The following is a 17988-nucleotide window of genomic DNA, read 5'->3' as shown; positions in this document are numbered from 1 at the left end:
GACGGTCAATTGATGTCCGCAGTACGGTCCTGCGGAGCAGGTGCCTCCGCGGCGGCCGGCGCGCCACCGCGCACGGCGTCGGCGCATGCGTAGAGCTCCGCCGGGCGCACCCCGGTGAACGCGGCGACCAGGTGGCCGTCGGGCCGCACCAGCAGCACGGAGTGCGCGGCCGCGCCCGGATACCCCTCGGTGACCAGCACCTCGGCCCGCACCGGCAGCGCGGTCACCGCTGCTGCCAGCCGGGGCATGAGCCCGGCCTTCAGCCAGTGCCGCCGGTCCCACACCCCGGTCCCCGGCGCTACCAGCACCACGAGCAACTGCCCCCGCCCCAACCGGTCACTCAGCCGTGCGGTCGTCCCGTCCGGTGCCGTCACCCGGACGTCGGCGACCGGCGTGCCGGGTTCGGTGCCGGTCGGGGTTTCGGAAGCGCTGCTCGCAGGCGCGAGGGGGGAGCGCGTGTACCCGGGGGGCGCGCCCAGTGGGCCGCGCCCCAGGTGGCCGTCGGCCAGCAGGGTTTCGTGGCCGCGGGTGGAACCGGGCAGCCGGGTGCGCAGGCCGCCGCCGCCCCGCAGTATCGGCAGCGACTGGTCGGCGGCCCGCAGCCGGGCGGCCACGGCGGTACGGCGCTCCGCCTGGTAACTGTCCAGCAGCGTCCGGGAGGCCCCGTGATGCCACGCCAGCGCCAGCTTCCAGGCCAGGTTCTCGGCGTCCCGCAGCCCCTCCTGCAGTCCTTGGGTGCCGATCGCGCCGAGCAGGTGCGCGGCGTCCCCCGCGAGGAAGGCCCTGCCGGTACGCCAGCGGCGGGCGAGGCGGTGGTGAAGCGTGTAGACCCCGGTGTCGATCAGGTCGTAGGGAGGAGTCTCACCGCACCACCCGGCCAGCGTGTCCCGGACCCACGCCACCAGCACATCCGGCGTGACCAGGTCGCCGCGCGGTGGCAGCAGCCAGTCGATCCGCCACACCCCGTCCGGCAGCGGGCGGGCGGTCACCTCCTCGCCGGAGCCGCGCCACGGCGGCATACGGTGCAGCAACGCCTCGTCCGGCCAGGGGAGTTCGGTGCGCAGTGCGGCGATCGCGTGCCGCTCCACGGCCGTACGGCCGGGGAAGCGGATGTCGAGCAGCTTGCGCACGGTGGACCGGGCACCGTCGCAACCGACCAGATAACTCCCGCGCCACCAGGTGGACTCGGAGCCCCGCGTGTGGGCGGTGATGCCGCTCGCGTCCTGTTCGATCGAGTCGAGCTTGGTGTCGGTGACGATCTGCACGAGGTCCTGCCCGGCGGCGGCCGCGCGCAATCCGCGCGTCAGTGCGTGCTGAGGCAGGTGCAGTGGCGCACGACCGGCGCCCTGAGGACCGTCGCCGAGGGAGATGCGGTGCAACTCCTGCTTGCGGCGCAGCGTCCGCCATCCGGTCCAGCGCGCCCCTTCGTCACGGGCGGTCGCGCAGCCGAGCCGCTCGATCATGGCTCCGGCGTCGGGGTGCAGTACGACCGTACGCGCCGGACGCGGTACGTCCTTGCCCGGCGTCTCGTCGAGCACCACGGAGGGCACTCCTTGATGGGCGAGCGCCAGCGCCAGGGCGAGGCCGACGGGCCCGGCCCCGACGACGATCACCGGGTCCACGGCACGGCTCCCTCAGCCTTGCTGACGGAACGAAAGATGACGAGTGGAGCCCGGCGCACGATCACACAAGGTATGCAACAGATTGCGGGTGCTTGCGTCAAGCGACAGAAGTATGCGGCGAGGGGGCAGCGGCCGTGGTCGCTGCCCCCTCGCCCGGTACTGCCAGGCCGTCAGGGTTTGGCGACGGCACCGCCCGGAGCATGGTCCGTCGCGTGCCCCGGCGCGTTGAGCTCCTCCACGTCGTCGGCCGCCAGGACCGCGCCCGTGCCCTTCTTGGACCGGCGCGCCCTGCCTTCCAGCCACGACGCCACGCTGGTGAGCAGGAAGTTGAGCGCGATGTAAAGAAGGGCGATCACGGTGAGGGAGGCGATGGTGTTCGCACCGTAGTTCGCCGGGATCGTGCGGGCCTGCGACATCAGCTCCGCGAGGCCGAGCAGGGCGCCACCGATGGCGGTGTCCTTGACGATCACCACGACTTGGCTGACCAGGGCAGGGAGCATCGCTGTCACCGCCTGCGGCAGCAGGACGTGCGACATGGTCTGGCCCTTGCGCATACCGATCGCCTTCGCGGCGTCGGTCTGGCCGGACGGCAGCGAGAGGATGCCGGCCCGCACGATCTCGGCGATGACCGAGGCGTTGTAGAGCACCAGGCCCGTCACCACCGCGTACATCGGGCGGATCTCCGACTCGATGTCCGTGTACTGCACGAAGATCGCGCTGGCGAAGACCATCAGGATCAGGACCGGGATGGCGCGGAAGAACTCGACCACGAGGCCGGCCGGAACGCGGACCCACCGGTGGTCGGAGAGACGGCCGATGCCGAGCAGGGCGCCGAGTGGCAGCGCGATCACGATGGCGAACGCGGCCGCCTTCACGGTCAGCCAGAGGCCGGGCAGCAGGAACGTCGTCCACACCTGGGAGTCCGTGACGAACGGGCTCCACTTCTCCGAGGCCAGCTGGCCCTTCTCGGCCATGACGGACAGCGCCCACCAGATGGCGAAGCCGAGCACGACCAGGAACACGATCGTGTAGAGGATGTTCCGCCGCTTGGCGCGGGGGCCGGGGGCGTCGTAGAGAACGGAGGTCATCGCTTCACCGCCACACGCTTGGCCACCCAGCCGAGGATCAGGCCGGTCGGGAGGGTGAGAACGATGAACCCGAAGGCGATGACGGCGAAGACGGCGAAGAGCGCGTCGGCCTCGTTCTCGATCATTTCCTTCATCAGCAGTGCGGCCTCGGCCACACCGATCGCCGCCGCGATGGTGGTGTTCTTCGTCAGCGCGATCAGTACGTTCGCCAGCGGCGCGACCACCGAACGGAAGGCCTGCGGAAGCACGATCAGCGTCAGCACCTGGGTGAAGCTCAGCCCCAGCGCGCGGGCCGCCTCCGCCTGCCCGACGGGCACGGTGTTGATGCCGGACCGCAGCGCCTCACAGACGAAGGTGCCGGTGTAGGCGATGAAGCCGAGGACGGCCAGCCGGAAGCCGATGTCCTTGAAGTTGTCGCCGCCGAGTGCGAAGCCCAGCGTCTGGTTCAGGACCAGGGAGCAGGCGACGATGATCACCGTCAGCGGGGTGTTGCGGACGAGGTTGATGTACGCGGTGCCGAAGGCCCGCATCAGCGGTACCGGGCTGACCCGCATACCGGCCAGGAGCGTGCCCCAGATCAGGGACCCGACGGCCGAGTAGAGGGTGAGCTGAACCGTCACCCAGAAGGCGCCGAGCAGGTCGTACTGCCCGGAATCAAGAAAGTCGAACACGTTGCCCCGCGCTCTCCCCAGGTTGGCTGGTGGGGCGTGCCGCCGGCTCGGGCCGGCGGCACGCCACGGCTGACTCAGCTGCCTTCAGTGATCTCCGGGGCAGGCTCGTTCTTGTAGTTGGCCGGGCCGAAGTTCGCCTTCACGAACTTGTCCCAGGAGCCGTCGGACTTCATCTTCTCCAGGGCGGCGTTGATCTTCGTCTGAAGGTCCTTGTCGCCCTTCTTCAGACCGATGCCGTAGGGCTCGTCGCTCAGGTTGAGACCGACCAGCTTGAACTTGCCCTGGTGCTGCGGCTGCGCGGCGTAGCCGGCCAGGATGGAGTTGTCGGTCGTCAGGGCGTCGACGGCCTTGTTCTCCAGGCCGGTGATGCACTCCGAGTAGCCGCCGAACTCCTGCAGGTCCGCGTTGGGAGCGAGCTTCTCCTTGACGTTCTGCGCCGAGGTGGAGCCGGTGACCGAGCAGAGCTTCTTCTTGTTGAGGTCCTCGGCCTTGGTGATGCCCTTCTCGTCCGCGCGGACCAGCAGGTCCTGGTGGGCGAGGAAGTACGGGCCGGCGAAGTCGACCTCTGCCTTGCGCTTGTCGTTGATCGTGTAGCTCGCGACGACGAACTTGACGTCACCGTTCTTGATCAGGTTCTCGCGCTCGGCGCTGGGCGCCTGCTTGAAGGTGATGTCCTTGGCGTCATAGCCAAGCTCCTTGGCCACGTACGTGGCGACATCGACGTCGAAGCCGGTGAACTTGCCGTCCGGCGTCTTCAGACCGACACCGGGCTGGTCGTACTTGATGCCGATAGTGATCTTGTCGCCACCGGACCCGCCCTCGCCGCCCTTGTCGCTGTCGCCACCACACGCGGTGGCGGTCAGGGCGAGGGCGGCGGCGGCTGCGGCGGCAGCAGAGGCCTTACGGAGCTTCATGATGAACTTCCCTGAGGTAGGCGGGATGTGTGTGATCGGCTGAAAACGCTTCCGAACGAGGCGGGTTCAGTGGTGAAGGATCTTCGACAGGAAGTCCTTGGCGCGGTCGCTGCGCGGGTTGCTGAAGAACTGGTCGGGCGTCGCCTCTTCGACGATCTTGCCGTCGGCCATGAAGACAACCCGGTTTGCGGCGGAGCGCGCGAAGCCCATTTCGTGGGTGACTACAACCATGGTCATGCCGTCCCTGGCGAGCTGCTGCATAACTTCCAGCACCTCGTTGATCATCTCCGGGTCGAGCGCCGAGGTCGGCTCGTCGAAGAGCATCACCTTCGGGTTCATCGCCAGCGCCCGTGCGATGGCCACGCGCTGCTGCTGGCCACCGGAGAGCTGCGCCGGGTACTTGTCGGCCTGAGATCCGACACCCACCCGGTCGAGCAGGTTCCGCGCCGACTGCTCGGCCGTCTTCTTGTCCGTCTTGCGGACCTTGATCTGGCCCAGCATCACGTTCTCGAGCACGGTCTTGTGCGCGAAGAGGTTGAAGGACTGGAAGACCATCCCGACGTCGGCCCGCAGCCGGGCCAGCTCCCGCCCCTCCTGGGGCAGCGAGTTGCCGTCGATGGAGATCTCGCCCGAGTCGATCGTCTCCAGGCGGTTGATGGTGCGGCACAGTGTGGACTTCCCGGACCCGGAGGGCCCGATCACGACAACGACCTCGCCCCGGGCGATGGTCAGATCGATGTCCTGGAGCACATGCAGCGCGCCGAAGTGCTTGTTGACGTTGCTCAGCACAACCAGGTCATCCGCGGCGGGCACGGCATCCTTGGTCACTGATACTCCGCTCATCGGCCTCTTGCTCCGTCCTCCTCGGTTGGGAGGACACTAGTGAGCTGCCCGGACCTGCGTCATTACATCTGAGGGGAAATTGAGCATAACGATCCGGTCGCACCCCGCCACGCTGCGTGTACGGGGGCTGGTGCGCCCTGTACCGGCTGGGTAACGGTACGTTTCGGCACCGGGAAGTCTCTTGACGTGAGCCGCGTGATCCGCGTGGATGCCAGGGGACCATGAAAGAGGAAACACGAAGCCAACGGAAGGGGGCCCGGATGAGACTGCTGCTCGTCGAGGACGACGACCACGTCGCCGCGGCCCTGTCCGCGGTCCTCGCCCGGCACGGCTTCAAGGTCGTCCACGCGCGCAACGGCGAGGAAGCCCTCCAGGCCCTGCTGCCCGCCGGGGCGCCTCCGTTCGGGGTCGTGCTCCTCGACCTGGGCCTGCCCGACCAGGACGGCTACGAAGTGTGCGGCAAGATCCGCAAGCGCACCTCGACCCCGGTCATCATGGTGACCGCGCGGGCGGACGTCCGCTCCCGGATCCACGGCCTCAACCTGGGCGCCGACGACTACGTGGTCAAGCCGTACGACACGGGGGAACTTCTGGCCCGTATCCACGCCGTCAGCCGGCGTACGGCCGCCGAGGGGGAAGCCGCCACGGCGGGCGACAGTACGGTCCGGCTCGGCGCGGTCAGCATCGAACTGCCCACCCGGCGCGTGAGCGTGGAGGGCGAGCCCGTTCAGCTCACGCGCAAGGAGTTCGACCTGCTCGCGCTGCTCGCCCAGCGGCCCGGCGTGGTCTTCCGCCGGGAACAGATCATCAGCGAGGTGTGGCGCACCAGCTGGGAAGGCACCGGCCGCACTCTGGAAGTGCATGTCGCCTCGCTGCGCTCCAAGCTGCGGATGCCCGCCCTCATCGAGACGGTGCGCGGCGTCGGCTACCGGCTCGTCGTACCGGCTCCGTAAAGTCGAAGCCCCGTGCGCACCCGTCTTCTTCCGCTCCTGATCGTCCTCATGGCGGGCGTGCTCCTCGCTCTCGGCTTCCCCCTCGCCGTGTCCGTGGCCGCCGCCCAGCAACAGCGGGTCGTGATCGACCGGATCGACGACACCGCGCGCTTCGCGGCGCTGGCGCAGTTCGTCAGCGACACGTCGGTCTCCGGCGCGCCCGGCGCCGGACAGCGCCAGGACACCCTGCAGAAGGACCTCACCCGGTACCACCAGCTGTACGGCATCAGGGCCGGGGTCTTCCACCGCGACGACAGTGCCATGGCCAAGGCCCCCGGGGACTGGACCGTGGCCGCCTCGGGCGAGGAGAGGGAGGCCTTCAAGGAAGCGCTCGCCAGCCGCGGCAGCCACGACCCGCCTCAGGTGTGGCCGTGGGAGGAGGACGGCCGGATCGTCGTCGCCTCTCCGGTGGTCCTCGACGGCGATGTGGTGGCCGTCGTGGTCACCGACTCGCCCACCGGCCAGATGCGGTCGCGGATCCTGCGGGGCTGGCTCGTCATCGGGGCCGGCGAGGCGGCGGCCATGCTGCTCGCCGTCGGTGCGGCCATCCGGCTCACCGGTTGGGTGCTGCGGCCCGTACGCATCCTGGACGCCGCCACACACGACATCGCGACAGGGCGGATGAAGTCGCGCGTGGTGGCCTCCGGCGGCCCGCCGGAACTCAGGCGTCTGGCCCGGTCGTTCAACGAGATGGCCGACAACGTCGAAGATGTGCTGGAGCAACAGCGGGCCTTTGTCGCCGACGCCTCCCACCAGCTGCGCAATCCGCTTGCCGCCCTGCTGCTGCGCATCGAGCTGCTCGCTTTCGAACTGCCGGAGGGCAACGAGGAGATCGCCTCGGTCCGGACCGAGGGGAAGCGGCTGGCCCAGGTGCTCGACGACCTCCTCGACCTGGCACTGGCGGAGCACACCGCGGCGGACGTACAGCTCACCGACGTAGGCGCGCTCGCGGCCGAGCGGGTCGCGGCCTGGCGCCCGCTCGCCGAGGAGAAGGGGGTACGCCTGACGGGGGACGGCATCGGGGCCGTCACCGGCTGGGCGGACCCGATCGCGCTCTCCAGCGCCCTCGACGCCGTCATCGACAACGCAGTGAAGTTCACCCCGGAGGGTGAGGAGGTCCGGGTCTCGGCAGGCGCCGGCGGCAGCTCCGCCACGATCACCGTCGCGGACCGCGGGCCCGGTCTCACCGAGGACGAACTCGCGCGCATCGGCGACCGCTTCTGGCGCAGCAACCGCCACCAGAACGTCAAGGGTTCCGGTCTGGGTCTGTCGATCTCGCAAGCCCTGCTCATGGCCGGCGGCGGATCCCTCGCGTACGAGACGAACCCCCCGCACGGTCTGCGGGTGACGGTGTCGGTCCCGCGCACCGCCCCGCACGGCTGACCGTCCCGGCGCGGTTCAGGGGTCCTGCCGGGCCAGGCGCAGCGTCAGAAGCTGGAACGGGCGCAGGGAGACCTCGATCCGGCCGTCCGCGACCAGGTACGCGGGAGCGTCGGCGAGCGGGCGCTCCAGCAGATCGGTCGAGACCGCCGAGAGGGCGGGGAAACCGGTGCTGAGCACGGCGGTGGCCCGCCCGCCCGCCGCCTCGTAGAGCCGTACGACCACGTCGCCGGTCCCGTCGTCGGCGAGCTTCACCGCGGAAAGCACCACGGCCTCGTTGTCGACGGTGAACAGCGGGGCGGCTCCGGCCTCTCCCGGCAGCCGCCGTTCCGGCAGGTTGATCCCGTACCCCTCGCGGACCGCTTCGACGACGGACGCGCCGGGGACGAGCGCGTAGCGGAAGCGGTGGGTGCCCTGGTCGGTCTCGGGGTCCGGGAAGCGCGGGGCGCGCAGCAGGGAGAGCCGGAACGTGGTGGTCGGGCCGGAGTCCTCCGGGCGCACGGCCCGGCTGACGTCGTGGCCGTACGTGGAGTCGTTGACCAGCGCCACGCCCCAGCCGGGCTCGGCGATGTGCAGGAACCGGTGGTTGCAGGCCTCGAACCTGGCCGCGTCCCAGCTCGTATTGGTGTGCGTGGGCCGGAAGAGGTGGCCGAACTGGGTCTCGGCGGCGTACCGGTCGGCGTGGATGTCCATCGGGAAGGCGGCCTTGAGGAACTTCTCCGTCTCGTGCCAGTCGATCTCGGTGGCGAAGTCCAGACGCTTGTGGCCTGCGGCGAGGGTCAGTACCTGGACCGCGCGCGATTTCCCGAATGAGCGGACCACACGGACGGAGGCGGCCTCCGGGACAGCGGAGAGCGTGATCTCGTCGGTGTCGGTCAGGTCGGTGACCACATTGCGGTAGAACGCGTCCACGTCCCACGCGTCCCACATGTTCGGGAAGTCGGGGTGGATCTGCAGCAGGTTCGCGGCCTGTCCGGGGGCGACCGTCTCCCGGCCGGTTTCGAGGTCGTACGCGGAGACGACCAGGCCCCGGGCGTCGACGGCGACCCGCAGCAGGCCGTTGTCCAGGACGTGCCCCCCGTCCTCGCGCGGGGCGACGGCAACCGGCGCCGGTGTCGGTGCCCCAGTGAGTGGCGGGCGCAGACCCGCGCTCGGCATGGGGACCGCGCCGCCCGCGGGCACCCCGCCTCGCGTGTGCGGGGCCGCGTTGAAGACGACGTCGGATCCGACGGCCGGCTCACCGGCCAGCGCACGCTGGGCGGCGTTGACGATGCCGGTCAGCTCCTCCGCGACCGCCGCGTACGTCTTCTCGGCCTCGCGGTGGACCCAGGCGATCGACGAGCCCGGCAGGATGTCGTGGAACTGGTGCAACAGCACCGTCTTCCAGATCCGGTCCAACTGCGCGTACGGGTAGGGATGTCCGGCGCGGACGGCCGCCGTCGCCGCCCACAGTTCCGCCTCCCGCAGCAGGTGCTCGCTGCGCCGGTTGCCCTGCTTGGTCCTGGCCTGGCTGGTGAGGGTCGCGCGGTGCAGTTCGAGATACAGCTCTCCCACCCACACCGGCGGATCCGTGTACTCGGCCTCCGCCTTCGCGAAGAACTCGGCCGGGCTCTCCCAGGCGACCCTCGCCGACCCCTCCAGATTCTTCATCCGGCGTGCCTTCGCCACCATCTCGCGCGTGGTCCCACCGCCGCCGTCACCCCAGCCGGTCGGCGCGAGCGAATGACCGGCCGCGCCCTTGTCCCTGAAGTTCCGAACCGCATGGGCGATTTCATGGCCGGTCATCGAGCAGTTGTACGTGTCGACGGGCGGGAAGTGCGTGAAGATCCGCGTCCCGTCGATGCCCTCCCAGTGGAACGAGTGGTGCGGAAACGCGTTGGTCCGGCTCCAGGAGATCTTCTGGGTCAGCAGCCACTTCGAACCCGCGGCCTTGATGATCTGGGGAAGTCCGCCGGCGAAGCCGAAGGTGTCCGGCAGCCACGCCTCCCGGTTCTCGATACCGAACTCGTCCAGGAAGAAGCGCTTGCCGTGGACGAACTGCCGGGCCATCGCCTCCGACCCCGGCATGTTCGTGTCCGACTCCACCCACATGCCGCCCACCGGTACGAAGCGCCCGTCCGCCACCGCCCGCTTCACCTCGGCGTACACCTCCGGCCGGTGCTCCTTGAGCCATGCGTACTGCTGCGCCTGCGACATCGCGAAGACGAACTCCGGCTCCGTCGAGAGCAACGCGGTCATGTTCGAGGCCGTACGGGCCACCTTGCGCACGGTCTCGCGCAGCGGCCACAGCCACGCCGAGTCGATGTGCGCGTGGCCGACCGCGCTGATGCGGTGGGCGGACGCCTCGGCGGGCGCCGCCAGTACGTCCGTCAGGTGCAGCCGGGCGGCGGCCGCGGTGCCGGCCACGTCCTGGAGGTCGACGGCGTCCAGGGCCCGGGCCACCGCGCGCAGCAGCTCCCAGCGCCGCGGACCGCCGGGCGGGAGCTCGTGCATCAGCTCTCCCACCACCTCCAGGTCCTGGACCAGCTCCCACACGGTGGTGTCGAAGACGGCCAGGTCGATCCGGGCCAGCCGGTACTGCGGCTCGGTCCCGGCCGTCTCGCGGTCGCCGAGAGCGGTGGGCCGGAAGGGCCGCACGCCCATGACCACCGGGTTGGCCGCGGCCTCGAGATGCCACTCCACCCGCTCGCCGCCGGCCACCGGCGTGCCGACCCGCACCCACTGGTTGCGGGGGTTGACCGCCTTCACGGGGCTGCCGTCGGGCGTGTAGACCAGCGCCTCGCACTGGAAGCCGGGCATCCGCTCGTCGAAGCCCAGGTCCAGCACGGCTTCCACGGTCTTCCCCGCCCACTCGCGGGGCACGGCGCCGCGCACCCGGAACCAGGTGGTCGCCCAGGGAGCGCCCCAGGCGTCGCCCACCGCCACGGGCACATGGTCCGCGGCCAGTCCCTCGGCGACGGGTACCGGCTCGCCGGGCGCGACCCAGGCCGCGATCTCCAGCGGGACCGACTCGGGATACACGGCCGGCCGTATCCGCTCCTCGAGCACGCGCCCGAGGCGGGCCTCTACCAGTGCGCGGTCGTCATGCATGGCGGGTGCTCCGTATCTGGCGTAGGGACACGCCCCCACCGTCCCGCGCGAGGCGTGTGGTCCTCAACCCGTTGGACACCCAAGGCCGGCGTAGGAAGGCGGAAGCCGCTGGTCCGGCTGTGCGGCGTGGCCGCATCGCGTACGGTCCCGCCATTGCCGTACATGTCGGCACGCACGACGTCGCGATGGCGGGCGGGTCTCGCCCGTCCGATCCCGAGGAGCGACCCTGTGACCACCGCCGAAGCCCGACCGGCCCGTATCGCCGTGCCCCAGGCGCGCGGCGTCGGCGCCGGCGGCTCCACCGTCGCCCTCGACATCGGCGGCACGAAGATCGCCGGCGCCCTCGTCCGCGACGACGGGGCGCTGACCGTCACCGCGCGCCGCCCGACGCCGGCCTCCACCGACCCGGACGTGGTGATGGCCGCGGTGGAGAGCGTGGTGGCCGAACTGGCACGGCACCCCTCGCCCGCCGTGCCGCGGCCGGGGGCTGGCGCCCCAATTGCAGCGACCGCAGCGCCGCCGCCGTCGCGGACTCGGCCCGAGCCGGCGACCCGGTCGCACTCGCCGCGTACGACCGCGCGGGACAGGCGCTCGCCGCCGCCGTCGCCGCCACGGCGACCCTCGTGGAGACCGACATCGCCGTGATCGGCGGCGGCGTCGCAGCGGCCGGCGACGTGCTCTTCGCCCCGCTCCGCCGCCACCTCCACGGTTACGCCGCGCTCTCCTTCGTACGGAACCTGGACATCGTTCCGGCACGACTGGGCACCGACGCCGGACTGGTCGGCGCTGCGGCCGCCGCGGCGCAGCTGCTCACGGCTTGACCGAGCTGTAGTAGCGCGCCGCTCCCTCGTGCAGGGGCAGCGGATCCGTGTAGATGGCCGTACGGAGATCGACCAGCTGGGCGGCGTGGACCTCGCGGCCGATGCGGTCCCGCCGGTCTATCACCGTGCGGGTGAAGCCCTCGGTCAGCGCCGGATCCATCCGGTCCGTGGTGACCAGCAGGTTCGGCACCGCAACGGTCGCCACGCTGGCTCCGTGCTGCGCCCGGGCGTAGGCGTCGGCGGGCATCACGGCGGCCCGGTAGTAGCGCGCCGGACTGCCGCCCCGCTGCAGTTCCTCAAGCAGGTCGCCGAGCGGGACCAGCCGGATCCCGGTCCGCTCGGACAGCTCCTTGACCGCGTTCGTCGGCAGCCCGCCGGACCAGAAGAACGCGTCGATCTCGCCTCGTTCGAGCTGCTCCGGCATGGTGTTGATGCCGATCGACACCGGCGTGATGTCCTTCTCCGGATCGAGCTTCGCGGCCGTCAGCAGCCGGTCCGCGACGAGCCGCACGCCCGACCCCTCCTGGCCCACCGCGACCCGCTTGCCCCGCAGGTCCCGGGCCGTCCGTACGTCGGACGCCTCGGGGACGACCAGCTGTACGTAGTCGTCGTACAGCCGGGCGCAGCCGCGCAGACGTGCCGCGCCCGGCTTGTTGTCCCGCTGGTACTTCGCCACCGCGTCCGCCGTGGCGATCGTGAAGTCGGCCTCCCCGGTGGCCACACGCTGCAGGTTCTGCTGGGAGCCCTCACTGGTCTTCAGCCGCACCGTCACGTCGGGCAGCTCGCGCGCCAGGGCCTGCTCCAGCAGTTCTCCGTAGCGCTGGTACACCCCGGTCCGTACTCCCGTGCTGAACGTCAGCGTTCCGCTCGGCGACGACTTGCCCAGCGGCAGCAGCCACCACAGCAGCAGCCCGAGCACGACGAGCACCGCGGCGGAGCCCTGAAGGGCGCGCCGCTTGCTGATCCGGGGAAGCCGGGGGAGTGCGGGGGGCATGCGCGCGATCCTGCCACTTCACTCACGGTGATGGCCAGGGCTGGGCTGACCCGAGCCCCGGGCGGACGCGCCGCTCGACCCCGTACTCTGGGGGGCGAGATGAGCGCGAAGACATACGAGGTGCGCACCTACGGGTGCCAGATGAACGTCCACGACTCCGAGCGGCTGTCGGGCCTGCTGGAGGACGCCGGCTACGTGCGTGCGCCCGAAGGCGCCGACGAGGGTGACGCCGACGTCGTCGTCTTCAACACCTGCGCGGTGCGGGAGAACGCCGACAACCGGCTGTACGGAAATCTCGGCCGGCTCGCCCCGATGAAGACGAAGCGGCCCGGGATGCAGATCGCCGTCGGCGGCTGCCTCGCGCAGAAGGACCGCGACACGATCGTGCAGCGGGCGCCCTGGGTCGACGTGGTCTTCGGAACGCACAACATCGGCAAACTTCCGGTGCTCCTCGAGCGTGCCCGTGTACAGGAGGAGGCGCAGGTCGAGATCGCCGAGTCGCTGGAGGCGTTCCCCTCGACGCTGCCCACGCGCCGCGAGTCCGCCTACGCCGCCTGGGTGTCCATCTCCGTCGGGTGCAACAACACCTGCACGTTCTGCATCGTCCCGGCTCTGCGCGGCAAGGAGAAGGACCGGCGCACCGGCGACATCCTCGCCGAGATCGAGGCTCTGGTCGGCGAGGGCGTCTCCGAGATCACCCTGCTCGGCCAGAACGTCAACGCGTACGGCTCGGACATCGGTGACCGTGAGGCGTTCTCGAAGCTTCTGCGGGCCTGCGGGAAGATCGACGGCCTGGAGCGCGTCCGCTTCACCTCGCCGCACCCGCGTGACTTCACCGACGACGTGATCGCGGCGATGGCACAGACGTCGAACGTCATGCCGCAGCTGCACATGCCGTTGCAGTCGGGCTCGGACACCGTGCTGAAGGCGATGCGCCGCTCGTACCGGCAGGACCGGTATCTCGGGATCATCGAGAAGGTCCGCGCCGCGATGCCGGACGCCGCCATCTCCACCGACATCATCGTGGGCTTCCCCGGCGAGACGGAGGAGGACTTCGAGGAGACCCTGCACGTGGTGCGCGAGGCGCGCTTCGCGCAGGCCTTCACCTTCCAGTACTCCAAGCGCCCGGGGACGCCGGCGGCGGAGATGGAGGGACAGATCCCGAAGGCTGTGGTGCAGGCCCGCTACGAGCGTCTGGTCGCGCTCCAGGAGGAGATCTCCTGGGAGGAGAACAAGAAGCAGGTCGGCCGCACCCTGGACGTCATGGTCGCCGAGGGCGAGGGCCGCAAGGACGGTGCCACGCACCGCCTCTCCGGCCGTGCCCCCGACAACCGCCTCGTCCACTTCACCAAGCCCGCAGAGCCGGTACGCCCGGGCGACGTGGTGACAGTGGACATCACCTATGCGGCCCCGCACCACCTGCTCGCGGAAGGCCCCGCCAAGGCCGTGCGGCGCACCCGCGCGGGCGATGCCTGGGAGAAGCGGACGGCGGCCCCGGCGCAGCCGGCGGGTGTGATGCTCGGCCTGCCGACCATCGGTGCTCCGGCGCCGCTCCCGGCTCCGTCCGGCGGCTGCGGCGCCACTGCCTGAGGAAGTCGGCATCCGGGGTCGTCCGACCGATCGAGCCGAACACCCCCTAGGCTGCGGATCATGCTCGTAGCCGCAGCCGTCTGCCCGTGCCCGCCGCTTCTCGTTCCCGAGGTCGCTGCCGGAGCCGCTTCCGAACTCGACGCCGCCCGGGCCGCCTGCTCGGACGCCCTGGGGGTGCTGGCCGCGTCGCGGCCCGACCGGTTGATCGTCGTCGGCCCCGCGGAGCAGGAGGGGCGGGGCCCGCATCCGCAGGGGGCGACCGGTTCGTTCCAGGGCTTCGGGGTGGATCTGCGGGTAAGTCTCGGTCCCGCGGCGAGTACGCCGGAACGGCAACTTCCGGGGTCCCTCGCGGTGGCCGCCTGGCTGCTTCAGCACGCCTACTGGTCGGCTTCGCCGGTCGAGGGGCTCGGGGTGGGCGAACCGCTGGCGACCGAGCGCTGTCTGCAGGTCGGACGGGATCTGGCCGCCCAGGCGGAACGGGTCGCCCTGCTCGTCATGGGCGACGGCAGCGCCTGTCGCAGCGTCAAGGCGCCCGGCTACCTCGACGAGCGGGCCGCCGGGTTCGACGCGGTGGCCGCACGGGCGCTGGGCGATGCGGACGTGACCGCCCTGGCGGCGATCGACGCACACCTCGCGTACGAACTGAAGGCGGCCGGACGGGCCCCGTGGCAGGTTCTGGCGGGCGCCGCCGAAGGGGCGTCCCTGGGCGGACAGCTGCTGTACGAGGACGCACCCTACGGCGTCGGGTACTTCGTGGCCGCCTGGTCGTAGCGGCGCACGTTCGTCCCTCCCTCCGCCGGAACACGGCGGAGACGGCCGCCGGGCGCGTGTGCCCCACGGCCGTCCCCGGTCGTCCACCCGTGGACTCAGAACTTGGCCGACGGAGTGGTTCCGCCGCCCTCGCCGCCCTCTTTGTGCGCGAGCCGGTCCAGCGCGTGCTTCGCCTTGTCCGTACCGGTCGCGATCTGGCTGCTGTACTTGCCCTTGGTCTTGGAGTCGACCGTCCTCGCGGCCTTGTCCAGCCCGTGCTCGATCTTTCCCCCGTGCTGGTGCGCAAGGTCACCGACCTTGTCCTTCGCCGGGCCGAGTTTGGCTTTCAGTGTGTGCAGCAGGCCCATGGGTCACCTTCTCCCGACAAGGTTCTATTTGCGGGCGCCTTCGCCGGCCTCGCTGTCCGCCGCCTCCTCCGCCGACTGCTGCTTGGGAATGTCGACTCCCTCGGCGGCGGCATCGGTCGCCACAGGCTCCGTGGCCTCCGCCTTGGCCGCGGGCTCGGCCGAAGCGGGCGAGCCCGTCGCTGGAGTGGCCGCCATTGAACCGTCGCCCGACGGTTCAGATTTCCGACGAAACCGTGCAAAAACGCCCATATCTACTCCATACATTACTCGTGTGGGCGAAATCCCGCGCCGCCCGGAGCGCCTCATTGCGTCGCCCGGAGGCAGCCGGTCCGTAAACCGGCGGCCGGAACCTCGCAACAGGCAACGACCCCGGTCTTGTGCCGTCACGTAACTCGTTCGGGGGGCGAGCAGCCGGGTTTGCGAGACTGGGTCGGTGAAAAGCGCACCTCCCGCTTCGCGGGTCATCGCCGTCGTCGGTCCGACCGCGGCCGGAAAGTCCGATCTGGGTGTCGCCCTGGCCCAGCACTTCGGCGGCGAGGTCGTCAATGCCGACTCCATGCAGCTCTACCGGGGGATGGACATCGGCACCGCCAAACTGACGCCCGAGGAACGCGGCGGCATCCCGCACCACCTCCTGGACATCTGGGACGTCACCGAGGCGGCGAGCGTCGCGGAGTACCAACGCCTCGCGAGGGCGGAGATCGACCGGCTACTGGCAGAGGGCCGCACGCCCGTGCTGGTCGGCGGCTCCGGACTGTACGTCCGCGGAGCCATCGACGCCCTCGAGTTCCCCGGTACCGATCCGGCCATCCGCGCCCGGCTGGAGGAGGAACTGACCCTGCGCGGCCCCGGCGCGCTGCACGCCCGGCTGGCGGCCGCGGACCCGGCGGCCGGGCAGGCCATCCTGCCCAGCAACGGCCGCCGTATCGTCCGCGCCATGGAGGTGATCGAGATCACCGGCCGCCCCTTCACCGCCAATCTGCCGGGCCATGACTCCGTGTACGACACCGTCCAGATCGGCGTGGACGTGGCCCGCCCAGAACTCGACGAAAGGATCTCCCTCCGGGTCGACCGCATGTGGGAGGCCGGCCTGGTGGACGAGGTGCGCACGCTGGAGGCGCGCGGATTGCGGGAGGGGCGTACGGCCTCGCGCGCACTCGGCTACCAGCAGGTTCTCGCGGCGCTCGCGGGGGAGTGCACAGAGGACGAGGCGCGCGCCGAGACCGTACGCGCCACCAAACGCTTCGCGCGCCGGCAGGACTCATGGTTCCGGCGCGACCCGCGGGTGCACTGGCTCAGCGGAGCGGCCGCGGACCGCGCGGAACTCCCCGGACTCGCTCAGGCGTTGGTCGAACGAGCGGTCACAGCCTGATCACGTGATGGCATCGGGACGCTCCGGTCGTCGATCAGGCGGCCGGGAGCGTGCCATCATCGAGCTTCGATCGACCAGTGAAGTCCGAGTTGGGAGGGCGCGTGGCGATGGAGGCCGGCCCTCGCGACACAGATCAGGGAACCCCTGAAGAGGCGGCTCGACTGAGCCCGGACGGACCGGAGCACGACGAGCCGGCGCCCGAGTTCGAGGTCGAACTGCGCCCGCAGCGGCGCCTGCGGATCTGGCAGCTCGCCCCGATCGTGATGCTCGCCGCGGTGGGGTCGCTGATGTTCGCGTTCCCCCTCGCCTTCGAGTTCGGCGACGGTGGAGCCGTGGTGGCCATGCTGGGGCTGCTGATCAGCTGCTGCGCGGCCGGCTGGGGAATGATGGCCGCCCGCCGGGTGGGTCACACCTGGCCAGGACTGCCGCCCAGAGGCTCCGGCGAGCGCCGCGACTGGCGGGTGATCGCGCTGTACGCGACCGTGGTCCTCGCCGTGGCCGTGCTCTCCGTCTGGCGCGTGGCCCGGCTCCGCTGACCTCGGCCGCAGCTTTGTACGATGGGCGCGTGACCATCTCGCAGATCGCCTTCCTCAAGGGCCACGGCACCGAGAACGACTTCGTGATCGTTCCCGACCCGGACAACACGATCCACCTGCCCGAGGCGCTGGTCGCCAGGGTCTGCGACCGCCGGGCCGGCATCGGCGGCGACGGGGTGCTGCACGTCGTACGATCCGCAGCGCATCCCGAGGCGAAGGCGATGGCCGACGACGCCGAGTGGTTCATGGACTACCGCAACGGCGACGGCTCCATCGCCGAGATGTGCGGCAACGGAGTCCGGGTATTCGCCCACTACCTCCAGCACGCCGGCCTGGTGAGCGCGGGGGACGTCCCCATCGCCACCCGCTCCGGGGTCAAGCAGGTGCACATCGCCAAGGACGGTGACGTCACCGTCGTGATGGGCAAGGCCGTGCTTCCCGGGGACGGCGTCACCGTGACCGTCGGCGGCCGTAGCTGGCCCGCCCTCAACGTCAACATGGGCAATCCCCATGCCGTCGCCTTCGTCGACGACCTCGATCACGCCGGCGACCTGTTCTCCGTGCCGCCCTTCAGCCCCGCCGCCGTCTACCCGGACGGCGTGAACATCGAGTTCGTCGCGGACCGCGGCCCGAACCACGTCGCCATGCGCGTCCACGAGCGCGGAGCCGGTGAAACCCGCTCCTGCGGGACCGGCGCCTGTGCCGTCGCCGTCGCCGCGGCCCGCCGGGACGGCGCCGACCCCTCGGTGACCGGGGCTCCCGTGACGTACACCGTGGACGTACCAGGCGGCACTCTGGTGATCACCGAGCTGCCGGACGGAACCGTCGAGATGACCGGTCCGGCCGTGATCGTGGCCGAAGGCTCGATCGACTCGGCCTGGTTCGCAGCAACCGAAACGGCCGCCGCCTAGGGCTTCGCTCGAATGGGTGATCCGGTTCACGCTGAGCGAGAGCCTG

Annotated in this window: 16 protein-coding genes and 1 pseudogene; 8 read left to right on the top strand and 9 right to left on the bottom strand. The window is 70.7% G+C overall.

Translation table 11 applies throughout. The annotated features are described in order from the left end of the window. Nucleotides 1-5 precede the first annotated feature (5 nt). From AB0M62_RS13880 to AB0M62_RS13860, 5 genes are all read right to left on the bottom strand, one after another. The gene (locus tag AB0M62_RS13880; protein ID WP_366074386.1) at nucleotides 6-1622 is read right to left on the bottom strand and encodes an FAD-dependent monooxygenase; all 1617 of its coding nucleotides are present in this window, start codon (nucleotides 1620-1622) and stop codon (nucleotides 6-8) included. Nucleotides 1623-1792: 170 nt separating this feature from the next. Beyond that, nucleotides 1793-2710 carry an amino acid ABC transporter permease gene (locus AB0M62_RS13875; protein WP_366074385.1) on the bottom strand — a complete coding sequence of 306 codons (918 nt, stop codon included), beginning with the start codon at nucleotides 2708-2710 and terminating at the stop codon, nucleotides 1793-1795. Then, nucleotides 2707-3381: an amino acid ABC transporter permease gene (locus AB0M62_RS13870; RefSeq protein ID WP_366074384.1), complete on the bottom strand. Its 675-nt coding sequence runs from the start codon at nucleotides 3379-3381 to the stop codon at nucleotides 2707-2709. Before AB0M62_RS13870 ends, AB0M62_RS13875 begins: the two co-directional genes overlap by 4 nt. A gap of 74 nt (nucleotides 3382-3455) precedes the next feature. Beyond that, nucleotides 3456-4295: a glutamate ABC transporter substrate-binding protein gene (locus AB0M62_RS13865; RefSeq protein ID WP_366074383.1), complete on the bottom strand. Its 840-nt coding sequence runs from the start codon at nucleotides 4293-4295 to the stop codon at nucleotides 3456-3458. Between the two features lie 66 nt (nucleotides 4296-4361). Further along, nucleotides 4362-5138, bottom strand: coding sequence for an amino acid ABC transporter ATP-binding protein (locus tag AB0M62_RS13860; RefSeq protein ID WP_366074382.1), 777 nt, complete (start codon nucleotides 5136-5138; stop codon nucleotides 4362-4364). A 260-nt stretch (nucleotides 5139-5398) separates the two neighbouring features. On the opposite strand from AB0M62_RS13860, the gene AB0M62_RS13855 reads away from it, so the two are divergent. Together AB0M62_RS13855 and AB0M62_RS13850 are read left to right on the top strand one after the other, a co-directional pair. Beyond that, a complete protein-coding gene (locus tag AB0M62_RS13855) occupies nucleotides 5399-6091 on the top strand; it encodes a response regulator transcription factor (protein WP_366074381.1) in 693 nt (230 codons plus the stop codon). Nucleotides 6092-6103: 12 nt separating this feature from the next. Continuing rightward, nucleotides 6104-7513 carry a HAMP domain-containing sensor histidine kinase gene (locus AB0M62_RS13850; RefSeq protein ID WP_366074380.1) on the top strand — a complete coding sequence of 470 codons (1410 nt, stop codon included), beginning with the start codon at nucleotides 6104-6106 and terminating at the stop codon, nucleotides 7511-7513. A gap of 15 nt (nucleotides 7514-7528) precedes the next feature. Here the strand turns inward: AB0M62_RS13850 and AB0M62_RS13845 are convergent, their stop codons facing one another. Continuing rightward, nucleotides 7529-10600 carry a glycoside hydrolase family 38 C-terminal domain-containing protein gene (locus AB0M62_RS13845; RefSeq protein ID WP_366074379.1) on the bottom strand — a complete coding sequence of 1024 codons (3072 nt, stop codon included), beginning with the start codon at nucleotides 10598-10600 and terminating at the stop codon, nucleotides 7529-7531. Between the two features lie 464 nt (nucleotides 10601-11064). Here AB0M62_RS13845 and AB0M62_RS13840 point away from each other — a divergent pair. Further along, nucleotides 11065-11421, top strand: a pseudogene (locus tag AB0M62_RS13840) (ROK family protein); the annotation flags it as partial. Here AB0M62_RS13840 and AB0M62_RS13835 read toward each other — a convergent pair. Continuing rightward, on the bottom strand, nucleotides 11411-12415 hold the full coding sequence (locus AB0M62_RS13835; RefSeq protein ID WP_366074378.1) for a TAXI family TRAP transporter solute-binding subunit: 1005 nt from the start codon (nucleotides 12413-12415) through the stop codon (nucleotides 11411-11413). The pseudogene AB0M62_RS13840 and the gene AB0M62_RS13835 sit on opposite strands and share 11 nt — an antisense overlap. Before the next feature lie 99 nt (nucleotides 12416-12514). On the opposite strand from AB0M62_RS13835, the gene miaB reads away from it, so the two are divergent. Next, complete coding sequence (miaB, locus tag AB0M62_RS13830; protein WP_366074377.1) at nucleotides 12515-14005, top strand: tRNA (N6-isopentenyl adenosine(37)-C2)-methylthiotransferase MiaB; 1491 nt, start codon at nucleotides 12515-12517, stop codon at nucleotides 14003-14005. 60 nt (nucleotides 14006-14065) lie between these two features. After that, the gene (locus tag AB0M62_RS13825) at nucleotides 14066-14776 is read left to right on the top strand and encodes a class III extradiol dioxygenase subunit B-like domain-containing protein (protein WP_366074376.1); all 711 of its coding nucleotides are present in this window, start codon (nucleotides 14066-14068) and stop codon (nucleotides 14774-14776) included. A gap of 95 nt (nucleotides 14777-14871) precedes the next feature. Here AB0M62_RS13825 and AB0M62_RS13820 read toward each other — a convergent pair whose 3' ends face one another. Both AB0M62_RS13820 and AB0M62_RS13815 read right to left on the bottom strand, forming a co-directional pair. Then, nucleotides 14872-15123 carry an antitoxin gene (locus AB0M62_RS13820; RefSeq protein WP_366074375.1) on the bottom strand — a complete coding sequence of 84 codons (252 nt, stop codon included), beginning with the start codon at nucleotides 15121-15123 and terminating at the stop codon, nucleotides 14872-14874. A 24-nt stretch (nucleotides 15124-15147) separates the two neighbouring features. Then, on the bottom strand, nucleotides 15148-15372 hold the full coding sequence (locus tag AB0M62_RS13815) for a hypothetical protein (RefSeq protein ID WP_366074374.1): 225 nt from the start codon (nucleotides 15370-15372) through the stop codon (nucleotides 15148-15150). A gap of 184 nt (nucleotides 15373-15556) precedes the next feature. On the opposite strand from AB0M62_RS13815, the gene miaA reads away from it, so the two are divergent. From miaA to dapF, 3 genes are all read left to right on the top strand, one after another. After that, nucleotides 15557-16495, top strand: a complete 939-nt coding sequence (gene miaA / locus AB0M62_RS13810) for a tRNA (adenosine(37)-N6)-dimethylallyltransferase MiaA (RefSeq protein ID WP_366074373.1) — start codon at nucleotides 15557-15559, stop codon at nucleotides 16493-16495. A 107-nt stretch (nucleotides 16496-16602) separates the two neighbouring features. Beyond that, the gene (locus AB0M62_RS13805; RefSeq protein ID WP_366074412.1) at nucleotides 16603-17031 is read left to right on the top strand and encodes a hypothetical protein; all 429 of its coding nucleotides are present in this window, start codon (nucleotides 16603-16605) and stop codon (nucleotides 17029-17031) included. A 29-nt stretch (nucleotides 17032-17060) separates the two neighbouring features. Then, nucleotides 17061-17942: a diaminopimelate epimerase gene (gene dapF, locus AB0M62_RS13800; protein ID WP_366074372.1), complete on the top strand. Its 882-nt coding sequence runs from the start codon at nucleotides 17061-17063 to the stop codon at nucleotides 17940-17942. Nucleotides 17943-17988 lie beyond the last annotated feature (46 nt).

It is taken from the genome of Streptomyces sp. NPDC051219 (genome assembly GCF_040682335.1).
Lineage (GTDB): Bacteria > Actinomycetota > Actinomycetes > Streptomycetales > Streptomycetaceae > Streptomyces.
The sequence above is the reverse complement of the archived record's forward strand: the minus strand, read 5'-3'. Positions and strand labels throughout refer to the sequence as shown.